Source organism: Micromonospora sp. SL1-18 (assembly GCF_047921505.1).
Classification (GTDB): Bacteria; Actinomycetota; Actinomycetes; order Mycobacteriales; family Micromonosporaceae; genus Micromonospora.
The window spans coordinates 122,987-139,735 of the sequence record NZ_JBLROA010000010.1 but is presented as its reverse complement, the minus strand read 5'-3'; the positions used below and the strand labels follow the sequence as shown (position 1 = coordinate 139,735).

Genomic DNA, 16,749 nt, shown 5'->3' with positions numbered 1-16,749 from the left:
ATCATGCGTTGTTCGTGGTCATCCAGGCCCCGGCGTGACATGGCAAAGCCCCCGGTCCCGTGGTGGGACCGGGGGCTCCCGGAATCGGCTCAGGTCAGCTGGTCTGCTCGGCCAGCTGGAGGAACTGCCGCTTCGAGGCGAGCGCCTGCTCGGCCTCCTTGACCCGCCGGGCGTCCCCGGCGGCCTGCGCCCGGGCCAGCCGGTCCTCGGCCTCGGCGACCTGCGTCCGCATCTGGGCGAGCAGCGGGTTGTCCTGCGGGGCGGTACGCCGCCACGCCGAGTCCATGACCTCGCGGACCTTGTCGTCCACGGTCCGCAGCCGGCGCTCCAGCCCGGCGGCGGCCTCCCGGGGCACCCGGCCGGCCTCGTGCCACTGCGCCTGGATCTCCCGCAGCTTCGCCTGGGCGCCCTTGGGGTCGCCGTCGACGTCGAGCGCCTCGGCCTCAACGAGCAGGGCCTGCTTGCGCTCCAGGTTGGCGCGCTGCTCGTTGTCCCGGGCCGAGAAGACCTCGCTGCGCCGGGTGAAGAACTCGTCCTGCGCCGCCCGGAACCGTTCCCAGAGCTTCTGCTCGGCCTCCTTGGACGCCCGCGGCGCGGCCTTCCACTGGGTCATGAGGTCCTTGAGCTGGCCGGCGGTGGCCCCCCAGTCGGTGGAGTCCTTCAGCTTCTCGGCCTCGGCGACCAGCTCCTCCTTGACCGACTGCGCCTGCTTGCGCTGCTGGTCCAGCGAGGCGAAGTGGGCGCCCCGGCGCCGGGTGAAGCCGTCCCGGGCGGCGGCGAACCGCTTCCACAGCTCACCGTCGGTCTTCTTGTCGACCCCGCGGATGGACTTCCACTCCTCGAGGATCTCCTTGAGCCGGTCTCCGGCGGTCTTCCACCCGGTCGACTCGGCGGCCAGCTTCTCCGCCTCCTCCACCAGGACGGTCTTGCGGGCCAGGGCCTCGCCGCGGGCGGCCTCCCGGGCCGCCTTGGCCTCGCTGGCCTTCTCCTCGGCCACCCCGGCCAGCTTGTCCAGGCGCGCGGCCAGCGCGTCGATGTCGCCCACGACGTGCGCCTCGGCCAGCGTGGCGCGGATCCGCCGGATCGTGGTCAGTGAGTGCCCGGCGTCCGCCGCGCCCGAGTTGAGCCGGGCCTCGGTCAGGTCAACCTCTGTCACCAGGTCGTCGAAACGCCGGGCGAAGTGGGCCAACCCCTCCTCCGGGGCCCCCGCCTGCCAGGATCCGACCACCCGCTCGCCCTCGGCGGTCTTGACGTAGACGGTGCCGTCCGCGTCCACCCGTCCGAAGGCAGTCCAGTCGCTCATGTGCCCATCCTCGTTCTCCCGGCGTCGAGGGATGGTCCCCCGATCGCCGCCACGGCGCAGCAAAGTTGCTTCCGGCATTGTCACAGGTCCGACCCGGTCCGTGTCGAGCGCCTGTCGTCGACCGTGACCATACGGTGTCGTAGGCCCTCGATGAGTGGATCGGCGCGGGGGCGCACCGGGGCTTACGGATAGGTTGGACGGGTGCCTCTGGTCGCCGCCGCCGTCTGCCCCCACCCGCCCCTGGTCGTCCCCGAGTTGGCCGGCGCCGCCGCCGGTGAGCTGGACGATCTCCGCGCGGCCTGCGACGCCGCTCTGGCCCGGCTCCTCGTTGCCGATCCGGACGAGATCCTGCTGCTCGGCGGCGGTCCGGAGACACGGCGGTTCGACGCGGCCGACTCCGGCTCGCTGCGCGGATTCGGGCTCGACCGGCCGGTGCGGCTGTGGAAGACGGCCTGCTCGGGGGCGGAGATCCTGCCGCTGAGCCTGACCATCGGCGCGTGGCTGGTCGGCCGGGCCGGCACCGATCTGCCCCGGTTCGCCCGGTCCGTGACCGCCGACGCGCCCCCGGTCGAGTGTGTCGCCCTCGGCGCGGACGTTGCCGAGTCGGAGCGGCGTACCGCGTTGCTGGTGCTGGGGGACGGGTCGGCGTGCCGGGGTGTCAAGGCGCCCGGCTACGACGACCCGCGCGCGCAGGCGTACGACGACGGGGTGGCCCGGGCCATGGCCGGCGCGGACGCCGAGGCCCTGCTCGGTCTGGACCCGGTGCTGTCGGCGGAGCTGAAGGCCGCCGGGCGGGCGCCGTGGCAGGTGCTGGCCGGCGCGGTCCGCGCGGCGGGCGGCGACTGGCGCGGCGACCTGGACTACTACCAGGCCCCCTACGGTGTGTCCTACTTCGTGGCGAGCTGGGCGCGCGGATGACCGGCACCGTCGTCGCCGTGGTCGGGCCGACCGCGGCCGGGAAGTCGGCGCTGAGTATCGCCCTCGCGCACGCGCTCGACGGCGAGGTGGTCAACGCCGACTCGATGCAGCTCTACCGGGGCATGGACATCGGCACCGCCAAGCTGACTCCGGCAGAGCGGGAGGGCGTGCCGCACCACCTGCTCGACATCTGGGAGGTGACCGAGCCGGCCAGCGTCGCGGAATACCAGAAGCTGGCCCGCGCGGCGGTCGACGACATCCTGGCCCGGGGGAGAGTGCCGCTGCTGGTCGGCGGCTCCGGGCTGTATGTGCGGGCGGTGCTGGAGCAGTTCGAGTTCCCCGGCACCGACCCGGCGGTGCGCCAGCGGCTGGAGACGGAGTTGGCCGAGAGCGGTCCGGCCCCGCTGTACGCCCGGCTGCAGGCGGCCGACCCGGCGGCGGCGGCGGGCATCCTGCCGGGCAACGGGCGGCGGATCGTCCGGGCCCTGGAGGTGATCGAGCTGACCGGGGCGCCGTTCACCGCCGCGCTGCCCGAACCCACGCCGTATTACCCGTCCGTGCAGCTCGGGGTGGACCTGGACACCGCGCTGCTGGACGAGCGGATCGCGCGCCGGGTGGACCGGATGTGGGCCGACGGCCTGGTCGCCGAGACCCGGACGCTGGTCGGCCACGGCCTGCCCGAGGGGCGTACGGCCAGCCGGGCGCTCGGCTACCAGCAGGTGCTGCGCTTCCTGGCCGGGGAACTGACCGAGACCGAGGCGTACGAGGAGACGATCCGGGCCACCCGCCGGTTCGTCCGGCGGCAGCGCTCCTGGTTCCGGCGCGACCCGCGGATCCACTGGCTGGACTCGGCCTCGCCTGCGTTTCTCGACACTGCGCTGCGGGTGGTCGCCGACCATCGGCAATGATGGGGGCGTGGAGTTCAGCAAGGGCCACGGCGCCGGCAACGACTTCGTCATCCTGCCCGACCCGGACGGGGCGCTCGACCTGACGCCCGGGCTGGTCGCCGCGCTCTGCGACCGGCGCCGCGGTATCGGCGGGGACGGCGTGCTGCGGGTGGTCCGCGCCGCCAAGCACCCGGAGGGTGTCGCCCTGGCCGGCGAGGCCGAGTGGTTCATGGACTACTGGAACTCCGACGGCTCGTTCGCCGAGATGTGCGGCAACGGCGCCCGGGTCTTCGTCCGCTACCTGCTGGAGACGGGGCTGGCCGCCCCGTCCGGCGCGGCGCTGCCGGTCGCCACCCGGGCTGGCCTGGTCCGCGCCCGGATCGAGGGGGACGGCATCGCCGTCGAGATGCGCCACCCCCGGCTGTACGACACGGCCACCGCCGCCCTGGGCGGGCTGGCCCTGACCGGCACGGCGGTGGACGTGGGCAACCCGCACCTGGTCTGCGCCCTGCCGGCCGGCCTGGATCTGGCGGCCCTCGACCTCAGCCGGGCGCCCGACGTCGACCCGGCGGTCTTTCCCGCCGGGGTGAACGTCGAGTTCACCGTCCCCGGCGAGCCGGTGACCGGCGCCGACGGGCATGTGCTGATGCGGGTCTACGAGCGCGGCTCGGCGGAGACGCTCGCCTGCGGCACCGGCGCCTGCGCGGTAGCCGCGGTGGCGCTGCACGACGTCGGCCGGGACGCCGGCACGATCGCCGTCGATCTCCCCGGCGGCCGCCTCACGGTGACCGTCACCGCGGACTCCTGCTGGCTCGCCGGCCCAGCCGTCCTGGTCGCCACCGGCGAAATCACCCTTCCCACCCTCCTCCCCTGACCCGGCGCCAGCGGACACCAGGCACAGCGGGCCTTTCGGCGCTGATCGGTTGGCCGCCAGGCTGGGCCGCCACTCGAACCGGCTTGGCCGTCACGCCGGTTCGGCCACCACGTCACCTGGGCGGGCCAGCACTGGCCGCCGGGGGGTGCGGGGTGTGGTGGGGGCGGCGGTGGGTCAGGGGGTGGCGCTGGCGCTGGCGGCGACCTCGGGGAGATCGGCCGGGCCCGGGTCGGCGGCCGGGGGCGGGGTGGCGCTCGGGTTCTGCGCGGCGGCGCGCACCGCGGCGGCCACGGCCGGGGCGACCCGGGAGTCGAAGACGCTCGGCACGATCACCGTCGGGTTGATCTTGTCCTCCCCGACCACGTCCGCGATGGCCTGAGCTGCGGCGAGCGCCATCTCCTCGGTGAACTCCTCGGCGTGCGCGTCGAGCATGCCGCGGAAGACGCCGGGAAAGGCGAGCACGTTGTTGATCTGGTTCGGCTGGTCGGACCGGCCGGTGGCGACCACCGCGGCGTGCTTGCGTGCCTCCCGCGGGTCGACCTCCGGGTCCGGGTTGGCCAGCGCGAAGACGATCGCGTTCTTGGCCATGGTGGCGATGTCGTCGCCGGTGAGCAGGTTCGGCGCGCTCACCCCGATGAAGACGTCCGCGTCGCGGACCGCCCCGGGCAGGTCGCCGGAGTAGTTCTCCTTGTTGGTGTTCTCCGCCAGCCACTGCCAGGCCGGGTTGAGGCCGGTCAGCCCGCGGTGCAGGGCGCCCTGCCGGTCGTAGGCGATGACGTCGCCCACGCCCTGCCGGAGCAGCAGCTTCATGATCGCGGTGCCGGCCGCGCCGGCGCCGGAGACCACCACCCGGACGTCCGCGAGCCGCTTGCCCACGACGCGCAGCGCGTTGGTCAGCGCGGCGAGCACGCAGATGGCGGTGCCGTGCTGGTCGTCGTGGAAGACCGGGATGTCCAGCGCCTCGCGCAGCCGGGCCTCGATCTCGAAGCAGCGCGGCGCGGCGATGTCCTCCAGGTTGATCCCGCCGTACGCGGGGGCGATCGCCTTGACGATCGACACGATCTCGTCGGTGTCCTGGGTGTCCAGCACCACCGGCCAGGCGTCCACCCCGCCGAAGCGCTTGAACAGCGCCGCCTTGCCCTCCATCACCGGCAGCGAGGCGGCCGGGCCGAGGTTGCCCAGGCCGAGCACGGCCGAGCCGTCGCTGACCACGGCGACCGTGTTGCGCTTGATGGTGAGCCGGCGGGCGTCGGCCGGGTTGTCGGCGATCGCCTGGCAGACCCGGGCCACCCCCGGCGTGTACGCGCGGGACAGCTCGTCGCGGGTGCGCAGCGCCACCTTCGGGCTGACCTCGATCTTGCCACCGAGGTGCAGCAGGAACGTCCGGTCGGAGACCTTACGGACGTCCACCCCGTCCAGTGCGGTCAGCGCCTTGACCACCTGGTCGGCGTGGCCGGCGTCGGCGGTGTCACAGGTGAGGTCGACGGTCACGTGGGACGGGTCGGAGTCGACCACGTCGAGCGCGGTGACGATGGCTCCGGCCTCGCCCACCGCGGTGGTCAGCCGGCCGATGGAGGAGGCGTCCGCGGGTACCGCCAGCCGGATCGTGATCGAGAACCCCGCACTCGGTAGCCGGGTGATAGCCACGCGAACCCCTCCGTAATTGCTGATCGCCTCGCCACGCATTTCTACTCGCCCGCCCACGTCCCCCGGCAGCCGACCCCGCTACTAGTGGGTACCGCCACGGGGCATATAGCAGGTGCGTCGGGCGTTGCCACATGTCAGGATTGCTCGTACGCGCCGAAAATCCCTCGGCGATGCACATAACGGACAGGAGACGCAGTTTGCGAGAGCAGGAGACCTTCCTTCCCTACGAAGACGACGAGCTCGACGCCACCACCGGCGGGTTCGAGCTGTCGGAGCGACAGGCGCTGCGGCGGGTCCCCGGCCTCTCCACCGAGCTCACCGACATCACCGAGGTCGAATACCGCCAGCTGCGGCTGGAGCGGGTCGTCCTGGTGGGCGTCTGGACCGAGGGGACCCAGTCCGACGCGGAGAACAGCCTCACCGAGCTGGCGGCGCTGGCCGAGACGGCCGGCTCGCAGGTGCTCGAAGGGCTGATCCAGCGCCGCAACCGGCCCGACCCGGCCACGTACGTCGGCCGGGGCAAGGTCGACGACCTCGGCGCGGTGGTGCTCGCCACCGGCGCCGACACGGTGATCTGCGACGGTGAACTCTCCCCGTCGCAGCTGCGCAACCTGGAGCAGCGCACCAAGGTCAAGGTGGTCGACCGGACGGCCCTGATCCTCGACATCTTCGCCCAGCACGCCAAGAGCCGCGAAGGTAAAGCGCAGGTCGAGCTGGCCCAGCTCGAATACCTGCTGCCGCGGCTGCGCGGTTGGGGTGAGACGCTCTCCCGCCAGACCGGTGGTAGCGGTCGCGGCGGCGGCGCCGGTGGTGGCGTGGGCCTGCGCGGCCCCGGTGAGACCAAGCTGGAGACCGACCGGCGCCGGATCCGGCACCGCATCGCCAAGCTGCGCCGCGAGATCAAGAGCATGACGACGGTACGCCAGACCAAGCGGGCTCGCCGCACCCGCAACGCGGTGCCCGCGGTGGCCATCGCCGGCTACACCAACGCTGGCAAGTCCAGCCTGCTCAACCGGCTCACCGGGGCGGGCGTGCTGGTGGAGAACGCGCTGTTCGCCACCCTGGACCCGACCACCCGGCGGGCCACCACCTCCGACGGCCGGCTCTACACCCTCTCCGACACGGTCGGGTTCGTCCGGCACCTGCCGCACCAGATCGTCGAGGCGTTCCGCTCGACCCTGGAGGAGGTCGCCGACGCGGACCTGGTGGTGCACGTGGTCGACGGCACCCACCCGGACCCGGAGGAGCAGGTGCGTGCGGTCCGCGAGGTGCTCGCCGAGGTGGGCGCCGATCGGCTGCCCGAGCTACTGGTGGTCAACAAGACCGACACGGCCGACGAGGAGACGCTGCTGCGGCTCAAGCGGCTCTGGCCGGACGCCGTCCTCGCCTCCGCGCACACCGGGGGCGGGATCGAGGCGCTGCGCGAGGCGATCGAGCAGCGGCTGCCGCGCCCGGCGGTCGAGGTCCGCGCGGTGCTCCCGTACGACCGGGGCGACCTGGTGGCCCGGCTGCACCGGCAGGGCGAGGTGCTGAGCACCTCCCACCTGCCCGAGGGCACGCTGCTGCACGTACGGGTGGGCGAGGCGCTCGCCGCCGAACTGGCGCCGTACCGCGCCGGGGACCGGCTCGTCTCCGAGGAGCGGGTCGGCGCCGGTCGGTGAGCCGTCCGGCGTCGCCCGCCCGAAACCCGGGGCATGCGACACTTGGCGCCATGCGGCAAAGTGTCTCCTCGGTCACGATTGCGCTGGGCCTTGTCAGCGCGGTCGTGGCGCCGGCAGGGGTCGCCCTGGCGGCTCCCGCCGTTGCCCCCGCGCTGGCCGCGGCTCCCAAGAAGAAGTGCACGGTTGAGGACAAGCGGCTGCGTGAGCTGTCCGGTCTCATCGCCACCAGCAGCGGCTACGTGGTGGTCAATGACAGCAGCGACCTGGACAGCCACAAGCGGGTCTTCTACCTCGACAAGAAGTGCGCCGTCTCGAAGGAGGTCCGCTACTCGGGCGCGGGCCCGTTCGACACCGAGGACCTGGCCCTCGGCCCGGACGGCAAGCTCTGGATCGCCGATACGGGCGACAACATCACCAACAAGACCCGCCGGGAGCGGGTCGCCGTCTGGACCATGCCGCTCGACGGCTCGAAGCAACCGGTGCTGCACCGGTTGTCATACCCGGAGAAGAAGCCGCACGACGCCGAGGCACTGCTCATCGGCGACGACAACCTGCCGCTGATCATCACCAAGGACCCGTCCGGCAAGGCGGAGATCTTCAAGCCCGAGGCGAAGCTCAAGTCGGGCGACACCGAGGCGGTGCCGATGACGAAGGTCGGCGAGGTCACCGTCCCGAAGACGAGCACCGAGAACAGGCTCGGCGCGCCCGGCCGGGCGACGATCACCGGCGCGGCCCGCTCGCCCGACGGCGCCAGGGTCGTCCTGCGTACCTACGCGGACGCCTTCGAGTACGACGTGACCGGCGGCGACATCGTCGCCGCGCTGACCAGCGGCAAGCCGCGGGTGACCCCGCTCGCCGACCCGTTCGGGGAGGCCATCTCCTACACGCCGGACGGCAAGTTGTACGTCACGGTCTCCGACGGCGGCCTCCTGGATGCTTCCGACCCGATCGACATCCTCAGCTACACCCCGTCCACCACGGGGGTCGAAGCGCTGCCCAAAGCCGGCCAGGACGTGACCAAGCCGGCCGCGGAAAAATCCTGGATCGAGGGACTGACCCTGAACGAGATCACGTACCTGATCGCGGCCGTGGGGGTGATCGGCGCGCTGATGGTCCTCGCCGGCATCCTCGGCGTCCTGCGCGCCCGCCGCAAGCCGCTGCCGCCCGACGCGCCGCCCGACGGTCCGCGGGGCGGTCCGCAGGGCGGTCCGCGGGGCGGGGTGTACGCCGGGGGCGCCCCGGCCAACGGTGCGCCGGGCCGACCGGCTGCCGGCGGGGTGTACGGCGGTGGCCGCCCCCAGGACGGCGGCGGTCGTGGTGGCGGCGTCTACGGTGGCGGCCAGCAGAACGGTGGCGGCGTCTACGGTGGTGGCCGACCGGGCGGCGGCGCACCACAGGGTGGTGGCCGACCGGGCGGCGGCGCACCACAGGGTGGTGGCCGGCCGGGCGGCGGCGCACCACAGGGTGGTGGCGTGTACGGCGGCGGGCGTGCGGAGCCGTCGCGGCGGGAGCCCGACCCACGGGACCCGCGCGCCGGTCACCGCGGCCCCGGCTACGCCGACCGGGGCCAGTACGGGCCGCTCGCCGGCGGCCGGGAGCACCGGGGCGACCGCTACTGAGCCTTCGACGTCTGCTTCCCGCAACCCGCTTGTCGGGTGACCGCCACGCTGACGGTCACCCGATCGGTTGTCAGATCCGGCGCAGCACGGCGACCACCCGACCCATGATGGTGGCGTCGTCGCCGGGGATCGGGTCGAAGGCCGGGTTCTGCGGCATCAGCCAGACGTGCCCATCGCGGCGCCGGTAGGTCTTCACGGTCGCCTCGCCGTCGAGCATGGCGGCCACGATGTCGCCGACCTCGGCGTTCGGCTGCTGCCGGACCACCACCCAGTCGCCGTCGCAGATGGCGGCGTCGAGCATCGAGTCGCCCTTGACCTGGAGCATGAAGACCTCGCCCTCACCCACCAGCTCGCGGGGGAGGGGGAAGATGTCCTCCACCGCCTGCTCGGCGAGGATCGGGCCACCGGCGGCGATCCGGCCCAGCATCGGCACGTACGCCGGGGCGGGCCGCTGTGCGCGGGCCGCCTCGTCGTCGAGCACGTCGCCGGGGGCGCGGACGTCGACCGCGCGCGGCCGGTTGGGATCGCGACGCAGGAAGCCCTTCTTCTCCAGCTCCTTGAGCTGGTAGGCGACGCTGGACGGGGAGACCAGGCCGACCGCTTCGCCGATCTCGCGCACGCTCGGCGGGTAGCCGTGGCGCTCCACCCAGGCGCGGATGAACTCCAGGATCCGACGCTGCCGGGCGGTCAGGTCGACCGTCGCCGGGTCGGGGAAGCTGCTTGCCACCGGCGTGACCGGGCGCACGGCGGGCTGGGCCGCCCGGCTGCGCGCGGCGCGGGGTCGGCGGGTCGCCGGCGGACCCGCCCCGTCGATCGGCTGCGGGTTCTTCTGCCGGCTGGCCCGGTCCTCGGTCACGTCCGTCCTCCCTGGTCGGCGCTGGGTGCCTCGTCGGCTCGTGGTGCGTGCTCAGGTGGTGCTGCCGACCGGCTCGACACGACACGCCGCATCCGGTCGTTGTTGACCGTATAGGTGAGATCGGCCATTTTCAAACATCTGTACGACCTGTTGTCGGCGTGTCGTGGTGAAATCCTGGATTTCCGAACGCCTGTTCTGCTAATACTACGTCGCTCTCGAACGCGTGTTCCATCTGTGACGGAGGGCTGGCGCGACGCGCCGGACACGCCGGCCAACTTGACCTCACTGGGGCGACGGCATACGGTCAACCCCTAGATGTAGTAGTCACATGGGCGTAAGTCGCCTACAGGTTGGGTTCAGCTACCGAACGCACTCCCGTATCGTCAACCGGCGGCGGCCATCGGGGCGATGGCTTCGTCGCGATGACGCGTGCCCGGGGGCCGTTCGGTGTGCCCGCGGTTGATTAAGGAGGTCAGGCGATGCGGTGTCCGTACTGCCGGCACGCCGACTCCCGGGTCGTCGACTCGCGTGAGGCCGACGACGGCCAGCTCATCCGGCGGCGGCGGGCCTGCCCGGAGTGCGGCAAGCGGTTCACCACGGTCGAGGAGCCGGTGCTCGCGGTGGTCAAGCGCAGCGGGGTGACCGAACCGTTCAGCCGCACCAAGATCATCGGCGGGGTGCGCAAGGCGTGCCAGGGCCGGCCGGTCGACGACGACTCCATCGCGCTGCTGGCGCAGAAGGTCGAGGAGACCGTGCGGGCCAAGGGGGCCGCCGAGCTCCCCAGCCACGAGGTGGGGCTGGCCATCCTGGGGCCGCTGCGCGACCTGGACGAGGTGGCCTACCTGCGGTTCGCCAGCGTCTACCGGTCCTTCGACTCGCTCGCCGACTTCGAGCGCGAGATCGAGACGCTGCGGGACGCCGCGCGCGCCCGGGAGGGCGCCGAGGCCGAGCCGGCCGAGGCCGCCGGCCTTACCAGCTGAGTTTTCGGGTTTCTGACAGTTCACGATGCGCGGTGGGTGACCGCGCGCAGACGAGGGGGGCGACGGCGTGACGACCAGCAAGTCACGGAACAAGGCCGGGGCGGGTCTGAAGATCGAGCGCGTCTGGACGACCGAGGGGGTGCATCCCTACGACGAGGTCACCTGGGAGCGCCGCGACGTCGTGATGACGAACTGGCGGGACGGCTCGATCAACTTCGAGCAGCGCGGGGTGGAGTTCCCCGAGTCCTGGTCGGTCAACGCGGCCAACATCGTGACCACGAAGTACTTCCGGGGCGCGGTGGGGACCCCGGAGCGGGAGTGGTCGCTCAAGCAGCTGATCGACCGGGTGGTCGGCACCTACCGCACCGCCGGTGAGGAGTACGGCTACTTCGCCACCCCGGCCGACGCGGAGATCTTCGCGCACGAGCTGACCTGGATGCTGCTGCACCAGGTGTTCAGCTTCAACTCGCCGGTCTGGTTCAACGTGGGCACGCCGTCGCCGCAGCAGGTCAGCGCGTGCTTCATCCTGGCCGTCGACGACTCGATGGACTCCATCCTGGACTGGTACAAGGAGGAGGGGCTGATCTTCAAGGGTGGCTCCGGCTCCGGGGTCAACCTGTCCCGGATCCGCTCCTCCAAGGAGCTGCTCTCCTCCGGCGGCACCGCCTCCGGCCCGGTCAGCTTCATGCGCGGCGCGGACGCGTCCGCGGGGACCATAAAGTCCGGCGGCGCCACCCGGCGCGCGGCCAAGATGGTCATCCTCGACGTGGACCACCCGGACATCGAGGAGTTCGTGGTCACCAAGGCGCGCGAGGAGGACAAGATCCGCGCGCTGCGGGACGCCGGCTTCGACATGGACCTGGGCGGCGCCGACATCGTCAGCGTGCAGTACCAGAACGCCAACAACTCGGTCCGGGTGTCCGACGAGTTCATGACCGCGGTGGAGAACGGCGGCGGCTTCGACCTGCGCGGCCGGCTCGACGGGCAGACCATCGAGACGATCGACGCGAAGAAGCTGTTCCGGACCATCTCCCAGGCCGCCTGGGAGTGCGCCGACCCCGGCCTGCAGTACGACGACACCATCAACGACTGGCACACCTGCCCGGAGACCGGCCGGATCACCGCGTCGAACCCGTGCTTCACGGCGGACACCCTCGTGCACACGGACAAGGGTCTGATCCGGTTCGACGCCCTGATTGATCGGGCGCGGCAGGGCGAGACGTTCGGCGTCTACACCCATGACGCCACCAACCCAGAGGCACCCGCCGACCGGATCGAGCTGACCACCCCCGAAGCGCTGATGATCACGGGTACGAACGAGATCCTGCGCCTCGAGTTCAGCAACGGCATGGTGCTGCGCTGCACGCCGAACCATCGGATCTGGACCACCAACCGCGGCTATGTTGAGGCGCGGGAGCTGACCAACGAGGACCAGATACTCCCGCTCAACCTGCCAACCCCGGCGGTTGCCGCTTCCCGCTCGTTCGCCATGCGCCCCGGCACGTCGGTGGCACCCGGTGACGTGGTGACCACCAAGTGGCAGCGGCAGTCCCGGCTGCCGGAGAAGTGGACCGAGGAATTCGCCCACCTTTTGGGCTGGCTCACCGGTGACGGATGCGTGCGTGCAGGTAGCGAGGTACGTGGTGACAACCCGGTCGCCACCTGGGTGTACAGCAATGAGGAGCGGGAGACGTTCCTGCCCCGGCACCAGACGCTGCTCACAGAGATCCTCGGCTTTACGCCGAAGCCGTCCGAGCAGCCCAACGGCACCGTCCAGTTGCGCGTCGGCCGATCGGCGGTGGTGGACTTCCTGACCGGGCTCGGGATCAGCACAGGAAAAGCCGCCGACAAGCGAATCCCGGCGGCCGCCCTGGAGGCGCCGGTGGAAATCCAGGCGGAGTTTCTCCGGGGCCTGTTCGACGCGGACGGCTGTGCAGCCGAGACCGCGAACGGCAGCCGCTACGTCGGTCTCGGCTCAGTCTCCGTCGAGCTGCTTCGCGACGTGCAGCGGATGCTGAGCTGCTTCGGCATCGGCAGCCGGATTTACGCCACGCGGCACGAGGGAAGCCCTTCCTTCGCGTACAGGACGGTCGAGGGTGAAGAACGCACCTACGTCGGCGGACAGCTCTACGATCTTCGGATCACCGGAGCGAACATCCCCACGTTCGCCGCCGCGATCGGCTTCGCGCACCCGCGTAAGGCGGAACGGCTCGCTTGCTGGTTGCGGGAGCATCGCTTCTACCGTACGGACCAGACCGCCAAGCTGGTGAAGCGCGAGTTCGACGGTGTCGAGACCACCTACAACCTGTCCGAGCCGCGTAACCACTCGTACATCGCCAACGGCGTCGTGGTCCGGAACTGCTCGGAATACCTGCACCTGGACAACTCCTCGTGCAACCTGGCCTCGCTGAACCTGATGAAGTTCATGCGCGCCGACGGCGGCTTCGAGGTGACGAAGTTCGTCAAGTCGGTCGAGCTGGTCATCACCGCGATGGACATCTCGATCTGCTTCGCCGACTTCCCGACAGAGAAGATCGGCGAGACCAGCCGCGCCTACCGGCAGCTCGGCATCGGGTACGCCAACCTGGGCGCGCTGCTGATGGCCTCCGGCCTGCCGTACGACTCGGAGCAGGGCCGGGACGTCGCCGCAGCGATCACCTCGCTGATGACCGGCACGGCGTACCGCCGCTCGGCGGAGCTGGCCGGCATCGTCGGCGCGTACGACGGCTACGCCCGCAACGCCGAGGCGCACAAGCGGGTCATGCGCAAGCACGCCGCCGCCAACGACGAGATCAAGCCGACCGGCGCCGTGGCCACCGCCATCCAGCGGGAGGCCACCAAGCAGTGGACCCTGGGCAACAAGGTCGGTGACAAGAACGGCTGGCGGAACTCGCAGGCCGCAGTACTCGCGCCTACCGGAACCATCGGTTTGATGATGGATTGTGACACTACGGGCGTTGAGCCCGATTTGGCCCTGGTCAAGTTCAAGAAGCTGGTCGGCGGCGGCTCGATGCAGATCGTCAACCAGACCGTGCCGCGCGCCCTTCGCAGCCTCGGCTACCCCGAGGAGCAGGTCGAGGCGATCGTCGAGCACATCGCCGACCACGGCCACGTGGTCGACGCCCCCGGCCTGAAGCCGGAGCACTACCCGGTCTTCGACTGCGCCATGGGTGAGCGGTCCATCGCGCCGATGGGCCACGTGCGGATGATGGCGGCCGTCCAGCCGTTCATCTCCGGCGCCATCTCCAAGACGGTCAACATGCCGGAGCAGGCGACCGTCGAGGACGTCGAGAAGATCTACTTCGAGGGCTGGAAGCTCGGCCTCAAGGCGCTGGCGATCTACCGGGACAACTGCAAGGTCGGCCAGCCGCTGTCGGCCGCCAAGCCGAACAAGGCCACCGCCGAAACCCCGGCCGCCCAGGTCGAGAAGGTGGTGGAGAAGGTCGTCGAGTACCGGCCGGTGCGCAAGCGGCTGCCGAAGAAGCGCCCGTCGGAGACGATCTCCTTCTCGGTCGGCGGCGCCGAGGGCTACCTCACCGCCTCGTCGTACCCGGACGACGGCCTCGGCGAGGTCTTCCTCAAGATGTCGAAGCAGGGCTCGACCCTGGCCGGCGTGATGGACGCCTTCTCGGTGGCCATCTCCATCGGTCTCCAGTACGGCGTCCCGCTGGAGACGTACGTCAGCAAGTTCACCAACATGCGCTTCGAGCCGGCCGGCATGACCGACGACCCGGACGTGCGGATGGCGGCCTCGGTGATGGACTACATCTTCCGTCGCCTGGCCCTGGACTTCCTGCCGTATGAGCGCCGCGCGGAGCTGGGCATCTTCACTGCCAAGGAGCGGGCCGCCCAGCTCCAGGCCGAGGCGGAGGCGGAGGCGAGCGGCGCGGACCTCGCCGCGATGGCCGCCTCCGCCCCGGTCGAGGTGCTCGAGCCGAAGACCGGCGCGGTCGCCCAGCCGAAGCAGGAGGTCGCGGACGTCGCCGCCGTCAAGCCGGCGCCGTCGGTCGGCTCCAGCACCGAGCTGCTGGAGGCCGTGATCGGCAAGGCTGCCGACGCGCCGCTCTGCTTCACCTGCGGCACGAAGATGCGGCCCGCCGGTAGCTGCTACGTCTGCGAGGGCTGCGGCTCCACCAGCGGCTGCAGCTGAAAGGGTCGCGAGTTGCATCAAATGCAACATTCGGGCTGAGCGGCAACATGACGTAGTCGCAGGTCAGGAGGGGGATCCGGAGATGTCCGGATCCCCCTCCTGCGCCCCTGAGCAGGGTGCTTGCAACCGGGCTTGAGTTGCCTCAACATTGTTGCATCTAATGCAACGCAGGCTTCTGTGGCGAGAGCAGCTGATCTGCCGGGTTCGACGCACCTGGAACTGGTCGACGGGGGTCGTCCATCTGGACCCCAAGCCCGCCCTGCTGGAGGCGATGCTGGGTGGCTGGGTGCGCCAGCAGCAGGCCCGGTTCCTGAAGGACGCGACGATCGAGTCTCGCGTGCAGTTGGTGCGGCGGCTAGTGGAGTTTACGAACGCCTACCCTTGGGAGTGGCAGCCCACCGACGGCGAGGCTTTCATTGCCCACCTGCGCTCACCCGGCCGCAAACGCCCGATCATGATGTCGACGGGCCGAGGCTATGAGACGACGCTGGCGCTGTTCATGACCTTCCTGACCGACCGCCGCTACGGGTGGGCCGAGCAGTGCCTGGAGCGGTTCGGGCAGGCCCCGCAGCAGGTCTTCCACGAGGACAACCGGGTCGCCCACACAGTCGAGTACGAGGGCCAGCCGGGCCGCCGCCCGCTCACCTACGACGAGGTCCAGGCCCTTTTCGACGCCGTCGATGGACGGGTGGAACAGACGCGCGCCCGCAGACGCAAGGGCGCGCTCACCGCGACGCGAGATGCCGCCCTGCTTAAAACTGTCTACGCCTACGGGCTCCGCCGGGCCGAGGCGCGAATGCTGGACGTGGCCGACCTGCGCCGCAACCCCAAGATCCCCCAGTTCGGCCGGTTCGGCGGGCTGTATGTCCGCTACGGCAAGTCCTCCAACGGCAGCCCGCCCAAGCGCCGCACGTGCTGACCGTCGTTGAGATGGACTGGATCGTCGACGTCCTCGACCACTGGCTTACCGAGGTCCGGCCGGCCCTGTCGCCGGGCAAGAACCCTGCGCTGTTCGTCACCGAACGGGCCAGCCGTCTGTCCCTCGACCGGCTCAACGCGGCGTTCGTGCAGGCCAGGGATGACGCCGGGCTGCCACGCGAGCTCAACCTGCATTCACTGCGGCACAGTTACGTCACTCACCTCGTGGAGTTCGACTACCCCGAGAAGCTCATCTCGTTGCAGGTCGGCCACGCCTACGCGAGCACCACGGCGATCTACACCGGGGTGTCGGACGAGTACCGTAACCGGCTGGTGCAGCGCTCGCTGAAGGACCGTCACCCGGATCTGTGGGAGGACGAATGATCAAGAAAGTGGAGATCGTTTGGAACCTGCGTCGGCTGATGGCTACCCGGGACATGTTCCAGACCACCGACTTGGTCGGCCCGCTGGCCGAACGCGGTGTCCATCTGTCCCGTGAGCAGGTGTTCCGGCTGGTCACCCAGCCACCACAACGGCTGTCGATGGATACCCTCGCCGCGCTCTGCGATGTCCTCGCGTGCACCCCGAACGACCTCATCGAGGTGAAGACCATCAACAGCCAGGTCGCCAAGGCCGCCGGCGAGAAGGCGCCCGCACCGATCCGCGCCCGGCGGACCACTATCCGCCGCCTAGAGTCGTGAGCCGCAGCCGCGACGAGCGGCGGGCCCACCAGCGGGAGGCCAGGAAAGCTCGGACCACCGCCGCGCTGGTCTTAGCCCTCCCCGGCACCACCAGCGAGGACGCCGCAACTCTGCTGGCCTCGGTTGGGGCCGATCACGGTGTTTCGTTGCGCAACCTCGATGAGCCCCCGAGCTGACCGGCGATCCGACGGATCGCTCCGACCGCGGACGCCGGATCCCGACGGGCCTCGACCGC

At 71.0% G+C, this 16,749-nt stretch carries 13 protein-coding genes and 1 pseudogene; 11 read left to right on the top strand and 3 right to left on the bottom strand.

Annotated features, from left to right (window positions below):
- Window positions 1-94 precede the first annotated feature (94 nt).
- Window positions 95-1,303, bottom strand: coding sequence for a DUF349 domain-containing protein (locus ACNAW0_RS07095; protein ID WP_416286911.1), 1,209 nt, complete (start codon window positions 1,301-1,303; stop codon window positions 95-97).
- A gap of 201 nt (window positions 1,304-1,504) precedes the next feature.
- Between ACNAW0_RS07095 and ACNAW0_RS07090 the strand changes: the two genes are divergently transcribed.
- The 3 genes from ACNAW0_RS07090 to dapF are packed head-to-tail and all read left to right on the top strand — an operon-like array spanning window position 1,505 to window position 3,982.
- On the top strand, window positions 1,505-2,221 hold the full coding sequence (locus ACNAW0_RS07090) for a class III extradiol dioxygenase subunit B-like domain-containing protein (RefSeq protein ID WP_416286910.1): 717 nt from the start codon (window positions 1,505-1,507) through the stop codon (window positions 2,219-2,221).
- On the top strand, window positions 2,218-3,129 hold the full coding sequence (gene miaA / locus ACNAW0_RS07085; RefSeq protein ID WP_416286909.1) for a tRNA (adenosine(37)-N6)-dimethylallyltransferase MiaA: 912 nt from the start codon (window positions 2,218-2,220) through the stop codon (window positions 3,127-3,129). The genes ACNAW0_RS07090 and miaA overlap by 4 nt, the downstream gene beginning before the upstream one ends.
- Before the next feature lie 7 nt (window positions 3,130-3,136).
- Window positions 3,137-3,982, top strand: coding sequence for a diaminopimelate epimerase (dapF, locus tag ACNAW0_RS07080; protein WP_416286908.1), 846 nt, complete (start codon window positions 3,137-3,139; stop codon window positions 3,980-3,982).
- Window positions 3,983-4,156: 174 nt separating this feature from the next.
- Here dapF and ACNAW0_RS07075 read toward each other — a convergent pair whose 3' ends face one another.
- Window positions 4,157-5,668 (bottom strand): NAD-dependent malic enzyme, encoded by a 1,512-nt coding sequence (locus ACNAW0_RS07075; RefSeq protein WP_416286907.1) that lies wholly within the window; start codon window positions 5,666-5,668, stop codon window positions 4,157-4,159.
- A 158-nt stretch (window positions 5,669-5,826) separates the two neighbouring features.
- Here ACNAW0_RS07075 and hflX point away from each other — a divergent pair, with 158 nt between their 5' ends.
- Window positions 5,827-7,290, top strand: a complete 1,464-nt coding sequence (gene hflX / locus ACNAW0_RS07070; protein WP_416286906.1) for a GTPase HflX — start codon at window positions 5,827-5,829, stop codon at window positions 7,288-7,290.
- A 50-nt stretch (window positions 7,291-7,340) separates the two neighbouring features.
- A complete protein-coding gene (locus ACNAW0_RS07065) occupies window positions 7,341-8,909 on the top strand; it encodes a hypothetical protein (protein WP_416286905.1) in 1,569 nt (522 codons plus the stop codon).
- Between the two features lie 70 nt (window positions 8,910-8,979).
- Here the strand turns inward: ACNAW0_RS07065 and lexA are convergent, their stop codons facing one another.
- Complete coding sequence (gene lexA, locus ACNAW0_RS07060) at window positions 8,980-9,765, bottom strand: transcriptional repressor LexA (RefSeq protein WP_416286904.1); 786 nt, start codon at window positions 9,763-9,765, stop codon at window positions 8,980-8,982.
- A 479-nt stretch (window positions 9,766-10,244) separates the two neighbouring features.
- Between lexA and nrdR the strand changes: the two genes are divergently transcribed.
- From nrdR to ACNAW0_RS07030, 6 genes and pseudogenes are all read left to right on the top strand, one after another.
- Window positions 10,245-10,745, top strand: coding sequence for a transcriptional regulator NrdR (gene nrdR, locus ACNAW0_RS07055; RefSeq protein WP_416286903.1), 501 nt, complete (start codon window positions 10,245-10,247; stop codon window positions 10,743-10,745).
- 184 nt (window positions 10,746-10,929) lie between these two features.
- Window positions 10,930-11,184, top strand: a pseudogene (locus tag ACNAW0_RS07050) (hypothetical protein); the annotation flags it as partial.
- A complete protein-coding gene (locus ACNAW0_RS07045; protein ID WP_416286921.1) occupies window positions 11,182-14,895 on the top strand; it encodes a vitamin B12-dependent ribonucleotide reductase in 3,714 nt (1,237 codons plus the stop codon). The pseudogene ACNAW0_RS07050 and the gene ACNAW0_RS07045, both read left to right, overlap by 3 nt.
- A 286-nt stretch (window positions 14,896-15,181) precedes the next feature.
- Complete coding sequence (locus ACNAW0_RS07040) at window positions 15,182-15,814, top strand: hypothetical protein (RefSeq protein WP_416286902.1); 633 nt, start codon at window positions 15,182-15,184, stop codon at window positions 15,812-15,814.
- A gap of 11 nt (window positions 15,815-15,825) precedes the next feature.
- A complete protein-coding gene (locus ACNAW0_RS07035; RefSeq protein ID WP_416286901.1) occupies window positions 15,826-16,197 on the top strand; it encodes a tyrosine-type recombinase/integrase in 372 nt (123 codons plus the stop codon).
- Window positions 16,194-16,514, top strand: coding sequence for a helix-turn-helix domain-containing protein (locus ACNAW0_RS07030; protein WP_416286900.1), 321 nt, complete (start codon window positions 16,194-16,196; stop codon window positions 16,512-16,514). Before ACNAW0_RS07035 ends, ACNAW0_RS07030 begins: the two co-directional genes overlap by 4 nt.
- Window positions 16,515-16,749 lie beyond the last annotated feature (235 nt).

What these genes read in the sequence shown, in the direction of transcription:
- ACNAW0_RS07095 (WP_416286911.1), bottom strand. Translation starts at nt 1,303, where the DNA reads ATGAGCGACTGGACTGCCTTCGGACGGGTGGACGCGGACGGCACCGTC.
- miaA (WP_416286909.1), top strand. Translation starts at nt 2,218, where the DNA reads ATGACCGGCACCGTCGTCGCCGTGGTCGGGCCGACCGCGGCCGGGAAG.
- ACNAW0_RS07075 (WP_416286907.1), bottom strand. Translation starts at nt 5,668, where the DNA reads ATGCGTGGCGAGGCGATCAGCAATTACGGAGGGGTTCGCGTGGCTATC.
- ACNAW0_RS07065 (WP_416286905.1), top strand. Translation starts at nt 7,341, where the DNA reads ATGCGGCAAAGTGTCTCCTCGGTCACGATTGCGCTGGGCCTTGTCAGC.
- nrdR (WP_416286903.1), top strand. Translation starts at nt 10,245, where the DNA reads ATGCGGTGTCCGTACTGCCGGCACGCCGACTCCCGGGTCGTCGACTCG.
- ACNAW0_RS07045 (WP_416286921.1), top strand. Translation starts at nt 11,182, where the DNA reads ATGCTGCTGCACCAGGTGTTCAGCTTCAACTCGCCGGTCTGGTTCAAC.
- ACNAW0_RS07035 (WP_416286901.1), top strand. Translation starts at nt 15,826, where the DNA reads ATGGACTGGATCGTCGACGTCCTCGACCACTGGCTTACCGAGGTCCGG.
- ACNAW0_RS07030 (WP_416286900.1), top strand. Translation starts at nt 16,194, where the DNA reads ATGATCAAGAAAGTGGAGATCGTTTGGAACCTGCGTCGGCTGATGGCT.